The 18166-nt window shown below is 65.0% G+C and carries 14 protein-coding genes; 5 read left to right on the forward strand and 9 right to left on the reverse strand.

All coding sequences use genetic code 11. The features are described from left to right. Positions 1-43 precede the first annotated feature (43 nt). Both BM353_RS11430 and BM353_RS11435 read left to right on the forward strand, forming a co-directional pair. Positions 44-1432, forward strand: a complete 1389-nt coding sequence (locus tag BM353_RS11430) for a diguanylate cyclase (RefSeq protein ID WP_092080962.1) — start codon at positions 44-46, stop codon at positions 1430-1432. A 109-nt stretch (positions 1433-1541) separates the two neighbouring features. Then, positions 1542-2186: a hypothetical protein gene (locus tag BM353_RS11435; protein WP_092080964.1), complete on the forward strand. Its 645-nt coding sequence runs from the start codon at positions 1542-1544 to the stop codon at positions 2184-2186. On the opposite strand, the gene murD is transcribed toward BM353_RS11435, so the two are convergent. Continuing rightward, positions 2183-3586: a UDP-N-acetylmuramoyl-L-alanine--D-glutamate ligase gene (gene murD / locus BM353_RS11440; protein WP_092080966.1), complete on the reverse strand. Its 1404-nt coding sequence runs from the start codon at positions 3584-3586 to the stop codon at positions 2183-2185. The genes BM353_RS11435 and murD overlap by 4 nt on opposite strands. A gap of 306 nt (positions 3587-3892) precedes the next feature. Here murD and BM353_RS11445 point away from each other — a divergent pair, with 306 nt between their 5' ends. Next, positions 3893-6127, forward strand: coding sequence for an SdrD B-like domain-containing protein (locus BM353_RS11445; protein WP_177220542.1), 2235 nt, complete (start codon positions 3893-3895; stop codon positions 6125-6127). Between the two features lie 128 nt (positions 6128-6255). Continuing rightward, a complete protein-coding gene (locus tag BM353_RS11450) occupies positions 6256-6468 on the forward strand; it encodes a hypothetical protein (protein ID WP_143104153.1) in 213 nt (70 codons plus the stop codon). A 79-nt stretch (positions 6469-6547) separates the two neighbouring features. Here BM353_RS11450 and mraY read toward each other — a convergent pair whose 3' ends face one another. The 7 genes from mraY to mraZ are packed head-to-tail and all read right to left on the reverse strand — an operon-like array spanning position 6548 to position 14232. Then, complete coding sequence (gene mraY / locus BM353_RS11455) at positions 6548-7630, reverse strand: phospho-N-acetylmuramoyl-pentapeptide-transferase (RefSeq protein WP_092080972.1); 1083 nt, start codon at positions 7628-7630, stop codon at positions 6548-6550. Then, entirely contained in the window at positions 7631-9088 is a 1458-nt protein-coding gene (locus BM353_RS11460; protein WP_092080974.1) for a UDP-N-acetylmuramoyl-tripeptide--D-alanyl-D-alanine ligase, read from the reverse strand. Then, positions 9085-10578 carry a UDP-N-acetylmuramoyl-L-alanyl-D-glutamate--2,6-diaminopimelate ligase gene (locus BM353_RS11465; RefSeq protein ID WP_092080976.1) on the reverse strand — a complete coding sequence of 498 codons (1494 nt, stop codon included), beginning with the start codon at positions 10576-10578 and terminating at the stop codon, positions 9085-9087. The genes BM353_RS11460 and BM353_RS11465 overlap by 4 nt, the downstream gene beginning before the upstream one ends. Positions 10579-10595: 17 nt before the next feature. After that, complete coding sequence (locus BM353_RS11470; protein WP_092080978.1) at positions 10596-12383, reverse strand: peptidoglycan D,D-transpeptidase FtsI family protein; 1788 nt, start codon at positions 12381-12383, stop codon at positions 10596-10598. Beyond that, positions 12380-12730, reverse strand: a complete 351-nt coding sequence (gene ftsL / locus BM353_RS11475; protein WP_092080980.1) for a cell division protein FtsL — start codon at positions 12728-12730, stop codon at positions 12380-12382. Before ftsL ends, BM353_RS11470 begins: the two co-directional genes overlap by 4 nt. Positions 12731-12732: 2 nt before the next feature. After that, positions 12733-13725: a 16S rRNA (cytosine(1402)-N(4))-methyltransferase RsmH gene (gene rsmH / locus BM353_RS11480; protein WP_092080982.1), complete on the reverse strand. Its 993-nt coding sequence runs from the start codon at positions 13723-13725 to the stop codon at positions 12733-12735. Positions 13726-13728: 3 nt separating this feature from the next. Beyond that, a complete protein-coding gene (mraZ, locus tag BM353_RS11485) occupies positions 13729-14232 on the reverse strand; it encodes a division/cell wall cluster transcriptional repressor MraZ (protein ID WP_092080984.1) in 504 nt (167 codons plus the stop codon). Positions 14233-15063: 831 nt separating this feature from the next. On the opposite strand from mraZ, the gene BM353_RS11490 reads away from it, so the two are divergent. Next, complete coding sequence (locus tag BM353_RS11490; protein WP_092080986.1) at positions 15064-15279, forward strand: YjiS-like domain-containing protein; 216 nt, start codon at positions 15064-15066, stop codon at positions 15277-15279. 435 nt (positions 15280-15714) lie between these two features. Here BM353_RS11490 and BM353_RS11495 read toward each other — a convergent pair whose 3' ends face one another. Then, on the reverse strand, positions 15715-18060 hold the full coding sequence (locus BM353_RS11495) for an ATP-dependent helicase (RefSeq protein WP_092080988.1): 2346 nt from the start codon (positions 18058-18060) through the stop codon (positions 15715-15717). Between the last annotated feature and the right edge of the window lie 106 nt (positions 18061-18166).

The following is an 18166-nucleotide window of genomic DNA, read 5'->3' on the forward strand; positions in this document are numbered from 1 at the left end:
GTTAAGTGCAGCATCGGACAAGAGCAAGCTAGAAGGTCAGGGTATGGGTGGACGGATCCTAGTCGCGGACGAGGTAGCTACCAACCGGATCGTGCTGAAGGTCAAACTGTCTTCGGCCTATTATGATGTGCAGCTTGCCGAGACAGCCGCGGCGGCGCGCAAGGCCATGCGCCGGGGCGGGCTGGATATGGTCATCGCGGATGCCCGGCTCGGAGGCACCCATGGGCTCACGCTCTGCCGCACGATCAAGGCCGATCCAAGCACGATGCACATCCCCGTCCTGCTGCTTACCGCCGATGATGACCCCGAATTGCGGCTCAAGGCGCTCGCCGCCGGGGCCGATGACATTCTCGACAAACCGCCGGAAGAATCGCTTTTGCTGGCACGTGTGCGCAACCTGCTGCGCGCGCGGGAAACCGAGCAGGAGCTGCATCTGCGCGATGGAACCCATGCCGCGCTCGGGTTTGCCGAGGCCAATCAACCGATCATGGACCCGGCCCTCATCGCCTTCGTTGTGGCCGATCCGGCCGAAGGGATGCGCCTGCGGCGCTCCGTCTCCACGCTGTGTGAAGATGAGGTCATGATCCTGAGCCGCGATGAAACGCTCGGCCGCAAGGATGACAGCCCGCAGCCGGATGTCTTCGTCATCCCCGCCGGGCTCATGTCCAAGGACGACGGGCTGGAGCTCATGACGGAGCTGCGCTCGCGCGGCGCCACGCGTCACTGCCCGGTTATCCTCACCGAGGCGCAGGTGGAGAGCAGCATCGCGGCCCGTGCCTTCGATCTCGGCGCAAGCGACCTGCTCCGCCCCGGCGCAGATCCGCGCGAGCTGGTCCAGCGGATCAAGACGCAGGTCCGGCGCAAACGGCTCGCCGATGCGCTCCGCGCCGATGTGCGCGACGGGCTGCGCGCGGCGGTAACCGATCCGCTCACGGGTCTCTACAACCGGCGCTACGCGCTGCCGCATCTGTCGCGCGTGCGCGAGGCGGCGCTGCGCAACGGGCGTGATTTCGCGGTCATGCTGATCGACCTCGATCACTTCAAATCCGTCAATGATCGCTTCGGCCACCCCGCCGGCGACAGCGTGCTCGTCGAAGTCGCCAGCCGGCTGCGCGACAACCTGCGCGCCAAGGATCTCATTGCCCGGATCGGCGGAGAGGAATTCCTCGTCGTCCTGCCCGACACTGACCGGGGCCAGGCCGAAAAAGCCGCGGCCCGGCTCTGCGGTGTGGTCAATGCCGCGCCGGTGCGGGTCGAGGGGCTCGGGGAAGAAATCGGGGTCTCGGTCTCGATCGGGGTCTCGATCGCGTCGCCCGGCCTCAGCGGCGGCTCGCCCACCATCGCGCGCCTCATGGCCGAGGCCGATGACGCGCTCTATGGCTCCAAGAGCCAGGGCCGCAACCAGTACACGCTGAGCCCGCAAGCCGCCTGACCGCGACGCGCGGCCTTGAAAACCCCGGACCGCAGGACCAGATTGCAGTGTCAGAAAACTGACACGTGCCGGCCCCGCCCGGCCCCCTGCATCCGGACGGCCGAGACCAGTGCTGCGACACCTGCGCGATCTTCACTACCTGGCGCGCTATGGCGAGGCCGCCCCCCAAAGCTATGAGCGGCTGTTTGTCGATCCGCGCCAGATCAAGCGGAGCTATGCCAAGCACAAGCCCGGCGTGCCCAAACTCTCGCGCCGCCACAGCGGGTTGATCCTCGATGGCGACTGGGACCTTGCCACGCGCAAGTTAAAGAAGAGCCCCAAGATCCGCGCCTGCCGGAAGCACTTCCGCAAGGGGCTGAGCTGGGAGGAGACGGGCGTTTACGACATGATGCGGCGGATGATCGAGCGCCGGGGCAGCTTCGATTCCTGCCGCACGCCCGAGGATGTCGAGCGCCGCTATCAGGAGATCGACGCGCTCTACGATGCGATCCGCGCCGAGGGTCGGTTCCGATCTTTCGCAAAGCGGCGGCTTGGGGTGACGCGTGAGAAGGGTGGCGTCTTCGTCCACCTCACCCGCTCTGGCGAGCCGATTTTCGGGATGATCGGCAACCACCGGATGGCAATCGCCCAGATCCTGAAGTTCGACATGATCCCGGTGCAGCTCGGCGTGGTACATAAACAGGCCTTTGACAGCGGTGCTTTCGCGACAGTGCGGGCGCGCTCGCGGGCCTATGCCGCCGAGCACGGGCTCTAGCTTTCCTGCAAGACCTGCGCCACCTGCGCCGCGAAATCCTCGCCGCGCCGTTCGAAATTGTCGTACTGGTCAAAGCTCGCCGCCGCCGGGGCGAGCAGGACGGTCTCGCCCTCCTCCGCGTCCTCGGCGGCCCGCCGCACGGCGGTGGCCATGTCGCCGCAGATTTCCGTCTCGATGCCCGTGAGGTGCAGTGCGAAGCCCGGCGCCTCCCGCCCGATCACATAGGCCTTGGCCACATGCCCGAGCCCCGGCGCAAGCGCCTCCAACCCGCCCTCCTTCATCAGCCCGCCGCAAATCCACCGGATGCGCGGGAAGGCCAGGAGCGCCTGAAGCGCGCTGTCGACGTTGGTGGCCTTGCTGTCATTGACGAAGCCGACCCCGCCGCGAGCGCCGAGATACTGGCTCCGGTGCGGCAGCCCGCCATAGCTGCGCAGCCCGGCGGCGATCGACTTGGGCGCCTGGCCCAGAGCGCGGCAGACCGCATAGGCCGCGCAGGCGTTCTGGTGGTTATGCGCGCCCGGCAGGGAGGCGATGTCGCGCAGATCGATGCTGTCCACCTGGCGCCCCTTGCGGCGTTCGGCGAGGAACCCCTTGCGCGCCGTGACGCTCCAGCCCGGGCCGGGCTGCCCGCCGGAGGAAACGCGGATCACCCGATCATCGGAAGCCGATTCGGCCAGCTGATTGGCGAGGTAGAGCCCCTCCACCTCGTCGATCCCGATGACCGCCCGGTCCGGCCCGCCTTCGGCAAAGAGGCGCCGCTTGGCGGCGAAATACCCGCCGAGCCCGGCGTGGCGGTCAAGGTGATCGGGCGAAAGATTGGTAAAGACCGCGATGTCCGGGGTCAGCGCCCGGGCGAGATCGGTCTGGTAGGAGCTGAGCTCCAGAACGATGACCTCCCCGTCGCGCGGCAGGTCGATATCGAGCACCCCGCGCCCGATATTGCCCGCAAGCTGCGTCGGGCGGCCGCTTTCGCGCAAGATGTGATGGATCAGCGCCGAGGTGGTCGATTTACCGTTGGAGCCGGTCACGGCGACGACCTTGGGCGGCGTGTCGAAGGCGTTCCACGCGCCATGCCCGAAGCTCTGGAAGAAAAGCCCCACGTCATTGTCCAGCGTCACGCCCGCGCGCAGCGCCGCGAGAACCACCGGGTTCGGGCGGGGGTAAAGGTGCGGGATCCCGGGCGAGACCACGAGCCGCGCCAATGTCTCCATGATGGCCCCGGCAGCGAGATCGGCGACCTCGAACCCCTCCGCTTCGGCCGCCTCGCGCGCGCTGGAATTGTCGTCCCAGCACACCGGTTTTGCCCCGCCATCGCGCAGCGCCCGCGCCGCCGTGAGGCCCGATCTGCCAAGCCCGAGGACACCAACCCGCGCCCCAACCATCCCGCGCACTGAAATCATGACCCCTCCTCGCCGGGCAAAGATATCCCCAAGCCGCCGACGCGTTTTGATAATATTGGCGTATCATATGGTTAACAGCTCTGGCCAGCCAACAGGCAAAGGCTCAGGAGTGCCTGAATTTGCGCAACCTCTCGTAGAAATCGGGCGAATCCGCCTTACGTCGGGTGAAAAATCCTTGATAAATTCTTAACGCCGGGCTACCCGAAATGGAGTTGGACAGGGTGACTGGTTACTATTTCGATTGAGGTGTAATTTAGTGTCTATCAAATATTGATGGGTCACCCGAGCAATCGTGCGAGGGAAGGCATGACATATTATAATTACGGAAGCTACAGCTGGGGTAGCTACGGATACAGCCACGGCAGCAAAAGCTATGGCAGCTACAGCAAAACAACTTATTACGACAGCAAATGCCACGACAAGAACGAAGACAAGGGGTCCATCGGCGGGCGCCTGACGCTGGACGTGGACTGCGACAACACCGAAAACGCGGCCGGTGGCGGCTATGACGAAGGGCTCGCGGGCCAGATCGTCACACTGACCGACAAATACGGCAATGTGGTCGCCACCACGACCACCGACGAATCCGGCACCTACAAGTTCGACGAGCTTCGCGAGGGCAGCTACAAGGTCGTCTTCCCCGAAGTCGCCGGCTACACCTACGCCGAGAAGGACGTGGGCTCCTATGGCGAGGATTCGGATGCGAACGCCGACGGCGCCACTGACACGATCACGATCTCCAAGGGGCAAGACCTCTGGAACGTGGACGCGAGCTTGCAGGAATGCGAGATCGAAGGCGATTGCATCACCATCGAAGCCGAGGACATGTACCTCTGCGGCTTCAAGTCGAACTGCTTTGACGGCGCCTCCGGCGGCCAGGTCATCAAGGGCAGCACCTGCTACTGGTCCTCGGCCAAGACCTACTTCGAAGGCTCCGAGGGCACCTATGACCTCAAGCTGACCTACCTCGACGAGGATGACGGCCAGGGCAAGATCAAGATCTTCGTCAACGGCGAAAAGGTTGCCGATTTCGTGCTCGATGCCGACAACGGCGGCGATGGCTCGGAGCCCGGTGTCTTCTCGGAATACGTGGTTGAGAATGTCGAGCTCAGCAAGGGCGACAAGATCGAGATCTGGGGCCTCGGGGATGGCGGCGAATACGTCCGCATCGACAAGCTCGAGATCTGCAAGGATGACGAGCCGCTGCTCGGCGCACTTGGCGATCTGGTCTGGTTCGACGTCGACAAGGACGGCGTGCAGGACGATGACGAAGATGGCGTCGAGGGTGTGACGGTCAACCTGCTGCAAGCGGGCGCGGTGATCGCCACCGCAACGACCGACATCAACGGCAACTACCTCTTCGACGAGCTGCCCGCAGGCGACTATCAGGTTCAGTTCGTCCTGCCCGCAGGCCGCTTCGCCTTCACCGAACAGGACGCAGGCAGCGATGACGCCGCCGATTCCGACGCGGACGTGACGACCGGTCTCACCGGCATCATCACGCTGGCCGAAGGCGAGACCAACCTCACCGTCGACAGCGGGATCATCATCCCCAACGAGGACCCCGACGCGACGGCCGATTCCGGGATGGGCTGTGCCGACAAGGAGATCATCGTCGATCTCTCCGACAACATCAGCGATGCTGACGGCGACACGGTCACCATCACGGCCATCAACGGTCAGGCCATCGCCGATGGCGAGACGATCCTGATCGGCGGCACAGGTGAAGGCGCCGTTTCCGTGACGCTAGACGGGGACCAGTTCATCTTCGACGGCGAAACGGCCTACAGCGCACTGGATATCGGCGAACAGGCATCCGAGCAGTTCACCTATACCGTCGATGACGGCATGGGCGGCACCGCCACATCGACCATCGACATCACCTTCTGCGGTGACGCGAACACGCTGATGTCGCTGTGCGAGACTCTGCCGGATACGGCGAGCATTCAGGTCATCAACGAAAACGTCCCGCTGGGCTCGTCCGACGAAGCCTACACCCTCCAGATTTCTGGAACCGGTGGGCGGGTCGATGGCATCTACACCGAAGCCTATTGCCTGTCGGCCTTCGAATCCACCGACCTCGGCGCCGCGGGCTCTGATATCAACCTCGCGCCGGTCTACGACGGGGACCTGTTCTGCTCGCTCGAAAGCGATATTCCGGCGGGCGCGTTGCAGACTGTCGGGATCAATGGCGCGACTGCGGCCGAGAACCTGGACCTGATCAACTGGATCCTGAATCAGGACTTCGGCGGACAGGGCTATTCGGATGGAGAAATCCAGTCGGCAATCTGGGCCCTGACGGATGGCGAAGCCCTCGAAGACCTCGGCCTCGCAGACGGGATCTTCATCCAGAACGGTGCGGGTGAAGCCGAGGACGCGAAAGAAATCCTCGATGAGGCGCTGGCCTTCGACGCTCTCGGCGCAGAGTTCATGCCCGGCAAGAACGACATCGTCGCCTTGGTTGTCGATCCTGATGACAGCGGCTTCGAACAGCCTTTCGTGTTCGGCGTCCTGTACAACGACATCGACTGCCTTTGCTAATTCATGACGCCAAAACTCGGATGTTCCGCATCCGGACCTTGGCGTCATTCACAAGATGGTCGCGCGTGATCGGAAAGTTTTTTCTCGCAAGGACGCGCCTTTGCGAGAGCCACACGATGGAGTCTTTGATGAAAAAGATCCTTGCTGGTGTGACGGCTGCCTCCACGATGCTCGTAGCAAACGCGAGCCTCGCTCAAACCGTCTGCACCGATCCTGCTTCCGGGAAGCCCGTTCTTTGCCCTCCGGTTCCGGAAATCAGCGCTCTCGAAGGCACGGCAGCACTCGCTGCTCTGGCCGCGATTGTGCTGCTGGCATGGGAGCGTCGCCGTCGCGCGGCCTGATCCCTGCACTCAATAGCAAAACAGGCCCGCGTTTCACGACGCGGGCCTGTTTCCGTTTGTCACAGCGCTTGGCGGGGGCTCAGCGGACCTTGAGTGTCGCCAGCCCGATCATCGCGAGGATCAGGGCGATGATCCAGAACCGGATCACGATCTGGGGTTCCGCCCAGCCCTTCTTCTCATAGTGGTGGTGGATCGGCGCCATGAGGAATACCCGGCGGCCGGTGCGTTTGTAGTAGAGCACCTGGATGATCACCGAGAGCGCCTCGACCACGAAGAGCCCGCCGACGATGGCCAGCACGATCTCGTGTTTGGTGGCCACGGCAATCGCGCCCAGTGCGCCGCCGAGGGCCAGTGAGCCGGTATCGCCCATGAAGACCGCCGCAGGGGGCGCGTTGTACCACAGGAAGCCAAGCCCGCCGCCGATGAGCGCGGCGCAGAAGATCAGGATTTCGCCCGTGCCGGGCACGTAGTGGACGTCGAGATATTCGGTAAAATCCGAGCGCCCTACCGCATAAGCGATGATCCCGAGCGCGCCGCCGGCGATCATCACCGGCATGATCGCGAGCCCGTCCAGCCCGTCGGTTAGGTTGACCGCATTGGCCGCGCCCACGATCACGATCATCGCGAAGGGCACGAAGAGCAGCCCGAGGTTGAGCAGCGTGTCCTTGAAGATCGGAAAGGCGAGCTGGTTGGCGAGCGCATCCGGGTGATGCTGCGCCGCCCAGGCCCCGGCGAGCCCGGCGATCAGGAAGCCCAGCCCGAGCCGGATCTTGCCCGAGACCCCGTCGCTCGATTGTTTGGAGACCTTGGCGTAGTCATCGGCAAACCCGATGGCGGCGAAGGACATCGTCACCAGCAGCACCATCCAGACATAGGGGTTGTCCAGCCGCGCCCAGAGGAGCGTCGAGGTCAGTAGCGCGCCGACGATCAGCAGCCCGCCCATGGTCGGCGTGCCGGCCTTGACGAAATGCCCTTCCGGCCCGTCATCGCGGATCGGCTGGCCCTTTCCCTGCGTCCGGCGCAGCACGTTGATCAGCGGCAACCCGAAGAGGAAGCCGAAGATCAGCGCGGTCATGAAAGCGCCGCCGGCGCGGAAGGTAATGTAGCGGAACAGGTTGAAGACGTCGCCGCCGTCGGAGAGGCTGGTGAGCCAGTATAACATCTACGCGTCCTCGGATTTCGAATGCGATGCGGGATGGCCGAGTTTTCGGACCGCGTCAACAACCTCGGCCAGCCCCATCGAGAGCGAGCCCTTGATCAGCACGACATCGCCCGCATCGAGCACGGCGGGGATCATGCGCGCCATTTCGCTCGCGGTATCGACCGCAAGACCGCGTTTCTGCGCCGGGAGCGCGTCGTGCAGGTGGCGCATGAGCGGGCCGACGGTGTGGACAAGATCGACCGAGGCGATCGCGTCGAGCTGTGCGATCTCTTCGTGGAGCCCGGTCGCCCGGATGCCGAGCTCCTTCATGTCGCCAAGGATGGCGATGCGCCGGCCCCGGTCGATTCGGCCCATGTGATCGGCGCCATGGGCCTGCGCCAGAACCGCGAGCGCCGCGCCGAGCGAGGCGGGGTTGGCGTTGTAGCTGTCATCGAAAAGGTCGATCGCCGCCGGGGCGCTCCCCGCGCCCGCGCCCTTGTGCAGCACGATCCGCTCACGGGTCCCGCGCCCCTTGTAGGGCCGCCAGTGGCCGAGGTCGGCGACGGCTTGCGCCCGGTCGAGGCCGAGCGTGTCGATGGTGGCCAGCACCGCCAGCGCGTTCAGCGCAAAGTGCCGCCCCGGCGCGCCGATCCCGTAGCGCGCCGCGCCCGTGGGCGTTTGCGCCGTGACCTCTGTGCCGTCCGGGCCGAGCGTGATCTCCCTCGCGCGGTAGGCGGCGCTCTCGCCGTTCCCGAAATCCAGAACCGTCTCGGCCCGCGCCTCGGCGCCTGCGCGCAGGATGTCGCTCACGCCGAGATCCCCGTTGAAGATCGCCGTCCCGCCGGGCTCCAGCCCGTCAAAAATCGCGGATTTCTCGCGCGCGATGCCGGCGAGATCGTTGAAGGCCTCGATATGGGCGGGGGCGACGGTCGTTACGATGCCAATATGCGGGCGGGCGATGCGCGAGAGCGGGGCGATCTCCCCGGGGTGGTTCATCCCGATCTCGATCACCGCGAACTCCGTGGCCGCGGGCATCCGCGCCAGCGTCAGCGGCACGCCCCAGTGGTTGTTGTAGCTCGCCTCGGCGCAATGCGTCCGCCCTCGCCCCGCGAGCACGCGGCGCAGCATCTCCTTGGTCGAGGTCTTGCCGGCCGATCCGGTCACGGCGATCACCTGCGCCCCGGTCCGGGCCCGCGCGGCGCGGCCCAGATCCTCCAGCCCGGCGAACACGTCCTTGACCACCAGCAGCGGCGCATCGGGGGCGACATCATCGGGAATATGCGAGACCAGCGCGGCGGCGGCGCCTTTCTCCAGCGCGGCGGCGACGAAGTCATGACCGTCGCGCGCGGCCTTGAGCGCGATGAAGAGATCGCCCGGCTGGAGCGTGCGCGTGTCGATGCTGACGCCGGTGGCGGTCCAGTCCGTCGCGCAGGTCCCGCCGGTTGCGGCCACGGCCTCCTGTGATGTCCAGAGCATCATGCGAGCCTCCCGTCCAGCGCCGCGACGGCGACGCTCGCCTGTTCGGCATCGTCAAATGGCAAGATCGCGTCGCCCACCGTCTGACCCGTCTCGTGGCCCTTGCCCGCGATGAGCAGCGCGTCCCCGGGCCCGAGCGCATCGACCCCGCGCAGGATGGCTTCGGCCCGGTCGCCCACCTCCAGCGCATCGGGCGCGCCGAGCATGACCGCCTGCCGAATGACCGCCGGATCCTCGCTGCGCGGGTTGTCATCGGTGATGATCACCAGATCGGCGTTCTCGGCCGCCGCCTGCCCCATGAGGGGGCGTTTGGTGCGGTCGCGATCCCCGCCCGCGCCGACGATCGCGATGAGCCGGCCCATGACATGCGGACGCATGGCCTTGAGCGCGGTGGCGACCGCATCGGGGGTATGGGCGTAGTCGACGAAAACCGCCGCGCCATTCTCGCGCGTTGCCGCAAGCTGCATCCGGCCGCGCACGGTCCGCAGGTGGTCGAGCGTCTCGAAAACGCGGGGCGGCTCGGCCCCGCAGGCGATGACGAGCCCCGCGGCGAGCAAAACGTTCTCGGCCTGGAACCCGCCGATGAGCGGCAGCCGCGCGAGATAGGCCTTGTCCTCGAAGGTGAAGCGGATCTGCTGGCCGGTCGCGTCGAACCTCTGGGCCTGAAGCTGAAGGTCGGCGCCGGCGCTGCGGCCCACGGTGAGGATGCCAAGGCCCCGGGCGGCGGCGATATCGGTCATGTCGGCGCCGCGCGCGTCGTCGATGTTGATCACGGCCACGCCCTCGTCGCCGAGAACGCGCGCGAATAGCCCCGCCTTGGCATGGAAATAGGCCTCGAAGCTCTGGTGATAGTCGAGGTGGTCCTGGGTGAAATTGGTGAAGCCCGCGGCCTCAAGCTGCACCCCGTCGAGCCGGTTCTGCGCCAGCCCGTGGGAGGAGGCCTCCATCGCCGCATGGGTCACGCCCTGCTGCGCGGCCTCGGCCAGAACACGGTGCAGTGTCACGGGATCGGGCGTGGTGTGGGCGAGCGGCGCGGTCCAGACCCCCTCGACCCCTGTCGTTCCGAGGTTGATCGCGGCGTGGTCCATCTCCATCCAGATCTGGCGGCAGAAGGTGGCGACGGAGGTCTTGCCGTTGGTGCCGGTGACGGCGACGGCGGTCTGGGGCTGGGCCCCGAACCACAAAGCGGCGGTGTAGGCCAGCGCCTGGCGCGGGTTCTCGGCCACGATCAGCGCGGCCCCGGCGGCGGCGGCGGCCCGGCTTGCGATCTCCGCGCCCGCGCTATCGGTCAGAATCGCCGCAGCGCCCGACGTCAGCGCCTTGGCGGCGAAACGCGCGCCGTGGGTCTCGACCCCGGGCAGCGCCGCAAAGAGATACCCCTCGCGCACGGCCCGGCTGTCCGCCGTTATTCCCTTGATCCGCGCCTCTTGTCCGCCGCGCGCGTGGAGCCCCAGATCCAGCAAAGATCTGGTCTTGTCCGTCTCGTCCGGCATGCCTGCTCCCGACCCCGTCAATTGTTCTGGGTCAGTGTTACACCGTCCAGCGGAACCTGTTCAATCTCGGGCCGCAGGCCAAGCAGCGGCGCGATGCGCGTGATCATTTCGGCGGCCACGGGCACGGCCGTCCAGCCCGCCGTGCGGCGCGGCTCATCGCCCGAGGTCTCGACCGGCTCATCGAGCGAAACCACGAGCACATAGCGCGGCCGGTCGGCGGGGAAAACGCTGGCGAATGTCGCGATCACGCGGTCCTCGTGATAGCCGCCGCCGGTCTCCTTGGGCTTGTCGGCCGTGCCGGTCTTGCCGCCGACGCGGTAGCCGGGCACCTCGCCGAAGCTCGCCGTCCCCTCAGTCACCACCTTGCGCAGCATCATCCGCGATTGGGCCGAGACTTCCTCGCTCACGATCCGCTCGCCCTTGGCGGGGCCGGTGGATTTCAGGAGCGTCGGCGCAACCTTGCGCCCGCCGTTGAGCAGCGAGGCGTAGGCGGAGGCGAGATGCAGCGGCGAGCTGCTGATCCCGTGACCGTAGGAGATCGTCATGGTGCTGATCTCCGACCAGTTGGACGGCAAAAGCGGGCGGCTTGTGGAGGCCTCGATGAGCTCGACAGGCGTGGGGTCGAGCAGGCCGAGTTGCCCGAGGAACGCCCTTTGCCGCTCGGCGCCGATTTCCATCGCGAGGCGCGCGGTCCCGATGTTGGAGGATTTCACGATGATCTTCGTCAGCGAGAGCTCATTGCCGTAGTTGCGGAAATCACGGATGCTGTGGCGGCCCCAGCGGAGCGGGCCCTTGGTGTCGATCATCGTGTTGGGGTTGGCGAGGCCGAGCTCCATCGCCTGGGCGGTGGTGAAGATCTTGAAGGTCGAGCCGAGCTCGTAGAGCCCCTGAACCGCGCGGTTGAAGAGCGGGCTGTCGGCCGCCTGCCCCTGCACCGGCGGGCGCGGGCGCTCATTGGGATCGAAATCGGGCAGGCTGACCATCGAGAGGATCTCGCCGGTGTGCACATCCATCAGAACCGAGGCCGCGCCCTTGGCGTTCATGAGCTTCATGCCGCCGTAAAGCACCCGCTCCGCCGCCGCCTGAACCGTCAGGTCGAGCGACAATTCCAGCGGCGCGCCGCCATTGGCCGGATCGCGCAGCCAGGCGTCGAAGGTCTTCTCCACCCCTGCCGTGCCCACGACCTCCGCCGCGTGGACGCCCTCGCGCCCGAAACTTGCGCCGCCGAGAATGTGGGAGGCCAGCTTGCCATTTGGATAGAGCCGCATCTCGCGCGGCCCGAAGTGCAGCCCCGGCTCGCCGATGTCATGCACCGCCTGTTTTTGCTCGGGGGAAATCTTCTTGCGCACCCAGACGAATTTACGCGCGCCGGTGAAATCCTTGATCAGCCGCGCCTCATCGAGATCGGGGAAAATCTTGACCAGCTCGCGCGCGGCGCGTTCCGGCTCGATGAGCTGGGGCGGCTGGGCATAGAGCGAATGGGTTTCGATATTGGTCGCGAGAATGCGGCCGTTGCGATCGGTGATGTCGGCGCGCTGCGCGATGATGCTCGCGCCGGAGGCCGCGGCGCGGGGCTCGGCTGGCTCGCTCGCCGCCAGCACGCCCATCCGCAGGCCGATCACGCAAAAGGCGCAAAAGAAGGTCAGCCCGAGGACCAGAAGCCGCCCCTCGGCCCGCCGGCGAGCCTCATCGCGCATGTGTTCGTGGCGGAGCCGTGTGTTCTCGCGCTCGATTGCATCGGTGCTCTCGCCCAGTTCGCGGGCCTCGAGGATACGCGCGAGCGGGCGCAGCGGGGTGCGGATCATGGGCGGGCCTCCTCATCCTCTGTCGCGGTTTCGGGGTCGAATCCGATCTGGATCTCGGGGTTTCCGGGGAAGGCCACCTCGTCGATCCGCCCGAATTGGTCGGGGCGCAGCGGCAAGAGGCCCAGACGGTCAAAGTTGATCTCGGTCAGCGCCCGGAGCCGGTCCGGCCGGTTGAGATAGGCCCATTCGGCGCGCAGGATACCGAGCCGCTCGCGCGTCTGGCCGATCTCGCGTTGCAGCCGCTGGGCCTGTTCGAGGGCACGCTTGGTCTCGTAATTCTCGTGATACACCCAGAAGGCCAGCCCCATGACCACCAGCGCGGCCAGCACGTAGAGAAACCCTCGCATCGCTATCTCTCTCCTGCCAGTCGGGGCATCCCGATCGCCGCGCGATCCACCGAGGCCGCCGGCGCCTCTGTCCGCTCGGCCACCCTCAACCGGGCGCTGCGCGCTCGCGGGTTGACGGCAAGCTCATCGTCGTCGGCCTGCACGGCCTTGCGGGTCAGGATGGTCAGCGGCGGGGCCTCTTGCGCGCGCGCGGGCGCGTGGCGGCTGCCCTGCCCTTCGAGCCCGCCGTGTTTCTGGAAGAACCGTTTGACCATGCGGTCCTCGATCGAATGAAACGTCACCACGGCCAGCCTGCCGCCGGGCTTGAGGATCGCCTCAGCCGCTTCGAGCCCCTCGGCCAACTCGCCGTACTCGTCATTGACCGCAATTCGGATCGCCTGAAAACTGCGCGTCGCGGGGTGCGACTGGCCCGGTTTGGGGCGTGGCAAACACCCTTCGATGACCTTGGCAAGCTGCAACGTCCGGGTGAACGGCTCCGCCTCGCGCGTCTTGACGATCGCCCGCGCGATCCGCCGGCTCGCCCGCTCCTCGCCATATGTATAGAGAATGTCTGCCAGTTCCGTCTCGCTGGCCTCGTTGACCAGATCCGCAGCAGACGGCCCCGATTGGCTCATGCGCATGTCGAGCGGCCCGTCGGACATGAAGGAGAACCCGCGCTCGGCCTGATCAAGCTGCATCGACGAGACCCCAAGATCGAGCACCACGCCGTCAATCCCCTCGGCGTAGTCGCGCATTTCCGAAAACGTGCCCTCGACCATCTCGATCTTGTCGCCATAGGCCCCGGCCCAACCCTCGGCCATCTCGAAGGCCAGCGGATCGCGATCCACCGCGATGACCTTCTCGGCCCCCGCCTCAAGCAGCCCGCGCGTGTAGCCGCCCGCGCCGAAGGTGCCGTCGAGCCAGACCCCGCGCACCGGGGCAATGGCCGCCAGCAAGGGCTGCAGCAGGACCGGGATATGCGGGGCGCTGCCCGATGTGGCGCGCGCGGCCCCCACCGGTCAGGTCTCCCGCGCCTGGTCGAGCAGGATGAGCGGGTCGAAATCCGGGCCAAGCTCGTCGAGCCAGGCTTCCTGCTTGGCGCGCTCCTGCGTGTCGTAGGTTTCGGGGTTCCAGATCTGGAAATAATCGCCGGCGGAGATGAAAAAGGCCTCGGACTCCAGCCCGATCTTCTTGCGAAGCTTCGCCGGCAGCACGATCCGCCCGGTCTCGTCCACTGAAGAGGTCAGCGATTGGCCCTGAATGAGCCGCTCGAGCAGCTTGCGCTCCTTCGAGGCCCGCGGCAGCGCGGAGATCTGCTCATCGAGCTCGTCGATGGCCTGCATAGTATAGCAATCGAGCCAGTTGCGGCGCTCGTCGCCATAGACAATCACGAATTCGGGGTTGAGGCCCTTGGTCCAGTCGGGATCGCATTGTTCGAGCACGCGGCGATAGCCGGCCGGGATCGAGACCCGCCCCTTGCTGTCCACCTTGTGGTGGCTTTCACCTCTGAACCTGCGTGCCACTGCCCTGCCTGTCCGCTCACATCACGTCGCCGGCAAATCCCGGCCCCTTGACGGGAAACGGCGAGAAGAGCTGCTGCCACTGCCCTACTCGCCGCCCTCGTCCCGTCTTGCGGGTGCCCGGCTCGCGCTATCCTGGGGGGATGTTTGCTCATGCGCGCGCCGGGCAAGTCTTTGATGAGCGGCTGCCTGTATGAAACCTGACTTTCGCCGAGTTGAGGTCTTTGCGCCTCTTTATTTGCCGTCTCATCGTGTAGAAAGGGATGGCATGGGAAATCATGGAAATCAACTCATTATTTGGCCGAACACGTCGCAAATGGGCAAATCAGGGGTCAAAACCGCGCTCCACGAGCGCTCTCCAGCACCACAAATTGTAGAGTTTACCCTTCATTCATTCAACATATGGTAGTAATCGGCCGAGGGGATCAATTTCCCATAAAATCCAAGTTTTTTCCAAATGTGTCGATTTTGTCTCTGCTGGACGCCAACCGGCGGAGCCTGCCGTGGAGCGGCTACAGAATCGAAGCGCCGCCCGGACCCGCGTGGATTGCACAGCGGATCGGGCAGATCATCCCATGGATGTAAACGATCTCATGCGCCGCGGGTAACGCACCCAACGCACAAGTATCAAAGCGGTTGCATCGTATTTTCGTGACCTTGCGTCACGCGTTAAGGCCGCAGACTAAGCCCATGTCAAACCTTAACAAATTACTTATGCAACTGCCGCAAAGCTGCATTGCAGCATCGTCTGTTGTGCAAGCGCAGCATTTGCTTATTTTCAGTCTCAACACGACGGCGCAGTCGCCGGACGCACACTGGATACGGATACACGATATGGCACAGGCACTGAACGCAACGACACAGACCCTCGGCTTTGCAGACCGGTTCGCAGAGTTCCGCAAGAACCTTGCCGACCGTTGGGCGCGCTACCGCGTCTACCAGGAAACGCTGGCCGAGCTCTCGCACCTCGACGACCGTGATCTTCTCGATCTCGGCATGTCGCGCAGCCAAATTCGCCAGGTCGCCCTCGAGGCCGCCTACGGCAACTAAACAAGGAATCGGTTGGCCACTCCTCCTCCCAGGTCAATCGTGAACTCGCGACGGTGTCCCTCCTCCTCCCTGGACACCGTCGCACATTATAACGGGGCCAAGCGCCCCAGACATTCGGATCCCTCTCCTCCCAAATCGGGATCCGATACATAGTGTGAAGCATCTCCTCCTCCCTGATGTTTCACACGACCTGTTCTGGATGTCGCTCTCCTCCTCCCTAGCGGCACCAGAGATAGAAAGGCGGCGCCTACCTCCTCCCGGGCGCCGCCTTTTTTATTTGGGCTTGCGCAATTGCTGTTGAGACAGGTCGGCTTGATCCGAGCGCGTCCCGGACGGAGGAGTTCCCAATCAGCGACGGCAAATAGGCCGAGCCATGCTGCAGCGCTCCGGCTCAGCAGTTCCGCGCACGCATCCAAGGGCGGGTACGCCCTCGAGTCAGAAGGGGATTTCGTCCGCCGGGCTGATGAACTTCGCGACCACGTTCTTGTCGCCGGCCTTGTCAAAGGCCACCGCAAGCTTGTCGCCCTCAATCCCGCAGATCTCGCCATAGCCGAATTTCTGATGGAAGACTCGGTCCCCGACGGTAAACCGCGAGGTGGCTTCCAGATCGATGACCGGCGCCCGGCTTTCCCGCGGCTGACTGACGGGCCGGTCGTTCCCGCGCGATTGCATGCGCCGCCATCCGGGCGAGTTGTAGACATTGGCCGAGGACGCCGCGTCTTCAAGCCGCGAGCCCCCCATCCCGGCAGCGCCATACCCGCCACCATAAAGCCCCGGAGGGGTCAGCACATCCACATGCGCTTCAGGCAATTCATCGATGAATCGCGATGGCAGCGCCGATTGCCACTGGCCAAAGATCCGGCGATTCGCCGCAAACGAGATCGTGCAAAGCTCCTCGGCGCGAGTGATGCCCACATAGGCCAGCCGCCGCTCTTCCTCGAGCCCCTTCAGCCCGCTTTCATCCATCGACCGTTGCGAGGGAAACAGCCCGTCTTCCCAGCCGGGCAGGAACACGGCGGGAAACTCCAGTCCCTTGGCCGCGTGCAGCGTCATGATCGAGACCTTGGGGCTGTCATCGTCGGATTCGTTGTCCATCACGAGGCTGACATGTTCGAGGAACCCGGTGAGATTCTCGAATTCCTCAAGATGGCTGACGAGCTCCTTGAGGTTCTCCAGCCGCCCCGGCGCTTCGGGCGTCTTGTCGTTCTGCCACATCCCGGTGTAGCCCGATTCGTCGAGGATCATCTCGGCGAGTTCCACGTGTGACAGGCTCCGGTCCCCGGTCAGTCGGCCCCAACGATCGATATTTTCAACCAACTCGCGCAGCGCCGCGCCGCCTTTGCCCTTGATCTCGCCCGAAGCCACCGCGATCCGCGCGCCTTCGAGCAAGGAGACCCCGTTGGCCCGCGCCGCGCGCTGAATTGTCTGCTGCGCCTTGTCGCCAAGCCCGCGCTTGGGCGTGTTGACGATCCGCTCGAAGGCAAGATCATCATCGGGGCTGACCACAACGCGGAAATAGGCCATCGCATCGCGGATCTCCATCCGCTCGTAAAAGCGCGGCCCGCCGATCACGCGATAAGGCAAGCCGATGGTCAGGAACCGGTCCTCGAAAGCGCGCATCTGGTGGGAGGCACGGACGAGAATCGCCATCTCGTTGAGCGAAACCGGGCGCATGCCACGCGCGCCGCCCTGCATCGCCTCAATCTCCTCACCAACCCAGCGCGCCTCTTCCTCACCATCCCAATGGCCAATGAGTCGCAGCTTTTCGCCCTCTTCCGCATCGGTCCAGAGCTCCTTGCCGAGCCGTCCCTGATTGCCGCGAATCACGCTGGAGGCGGCGGCGAGGATATGCGGCGTGGAGCGGTAATTCTGTTCCAGCCGGACGACCTTGGCCCCGGGAAAATCCTTTTCGAACCGCAGGATATTGCCGACCTCGGCCCCGCGCCAGCCATAGATAGACTGGTCGTCATCACCCACACAGCAGATGTTCTTGTGCCCGCCAGCGAGCAGCCGGAGCCAGAGATACTGCGCGACGTTGGTGTCCTGATACTCATCCACGAGAATATAGCGGAACCAGCGCTGATATTGCGCGAGCACGTCCTCATGGGTGCGGAAGATCGTGACCATGTGCAGGAGCAGATCGCCAAAATCGACCGCGTTGAGATCTTTCAGGCGGCGCTGATACTGGGCGTAAAGTTCGGGGCCGCGGCTGTTGAAGGCATCGGTATCCGCGCCCGGCACCTTATCCGGCGTGAGCGCACGGTTCTTCCAGTCATCAATGATGCCCGCGAGATGGCGCGCGGGCCAGCGTTTGTCGTCGATATTTTCGGCAATGATGAGCTGCTTGAGCAGGCGCTGGACGTCGTCGGTGTCAAGAATGGTGAAGTTGGACTTGAGCCCGACAAGCTCGGCGTGGCGGCGCAGGAGCTTTGCACTGATGGAGTGAAACGTGCCCAACCACGGCATGCCCTCGACCGGCTGTCGCAAAAGCCCCGAGACACGGTTCTTCATCTCGCGCGCAGCCTTGTTGGTGAAGGTCACCGCAAGAATCTCGTTCGGTTGCGCCCGGCCCCTCGTAAGCAAATGCGCTATCCGGGCGGTAAGCGCCCGTGTCTTGCCCGTGCCCGCCCCCGCAAGCATCAAAACCGGCCCGTCCATCGCCTCAACAGCCTCGCGCTGCGCCGGGTTCAACCCATCGAGATAGGGCGTCGGCCGGGCGGCCATGGCACGTGCAGACAGGGCTCCGGCTTCGAAGGCGTCAATATCGTCAAAACTGCTCATGTTGAGGAGTTTAGCGCGTGGAGGGCAGGAGGGAAAGGGATGTTCGACTTATGTTCCGGCAGCCCGAATGAATTTTTCCGAGGGTCCGATGAAGCATATGCCAGCG

Origin of the sequence: Poseidonocella sedimentorum, assembly GCF_900116005.1 — a bacterium.
GTDB classification, from domain to species: Bacteria; Pseudomonadota; Alphaproteobacteria; order Rhodobacterales; family Rhodobacteraceae; genus Poseidonocella; species Poseidonocella sedimentorum.

Coding starts and splice junctions, on each gene's coding strand:
- BM353_RS11430 (WP_092080962.1), top strand. CDS start 44: ATGGGTGGACGGATCCTAGTCGCGGACGAGGTAGCTACCAACCGGATC.
- murD (WP_092080966.1), bottom strand. CDS start 3,586: ATGATTTCAGTGCGCGGGATGGTTGGGGCGCGGGTTGGTGTCCTCGGG.
- BM353_RS11445 (WP_177220542.1), top strand. CDS start 3,893: ATGACATATTATAATTACGGAAGCTACAGCTGGGGTAGCTACGGATAC.
- BM353_RS11450 (WP_143104153.1), top strand. CDS start 6,256: ATGAAAAAGATCCTTGCTGGTGTGACGGCTGCCTCCACGATGCTCGTA.
- mraY (WP_092080972.1), bottom strand. CDS start 7,630: ATGTTATACTGGCTCACCAGCCTCTCCGACGGCGGCGACGTCTTCAAC.
- BM353_RS11460 (WP_092080974.1), bottom strand. CDS start 9,088: ATGATGCTCTGGACATCACAGGAGGCCGTGGCCGCAACCGGCGGGACC.
- BM353_RS11465 (WP_092080976.1), bottom strand. CDS start 10,578: ATGCCGGACGAGACGGACAAGACCAGATCTTTGCTGGATCTGGGGCTC.
- BM353_RS11470 (WP_092080978.1), bottom strand. CDS start 12,383: ATGATCCGCACCCCGCTGCGCCCGCTCGCGCGTATCCTCGAGGCCCGC.
- ftsL (WP_092080980.1), bottom strand. CDS start 12,730: ATGCGAGGGTTTCTCTACGTGCTGGCCGCGCTGGTGGTCATGGGGCTG.
- BM353_RS11490 (WP_092080986.1), top strand. CDS start 15,064: ATGGCACAGGCACTGAACGCAACGACACAGACCCTCGGCTTTGCAGAC.
- BM353_RS11495 (WP_092080988.1), bottom strand. CDS start 18,060: ATGAGCAGTTTTGACGATATTGACGCCTTCGAAGCCGGAGCCCTGTCT.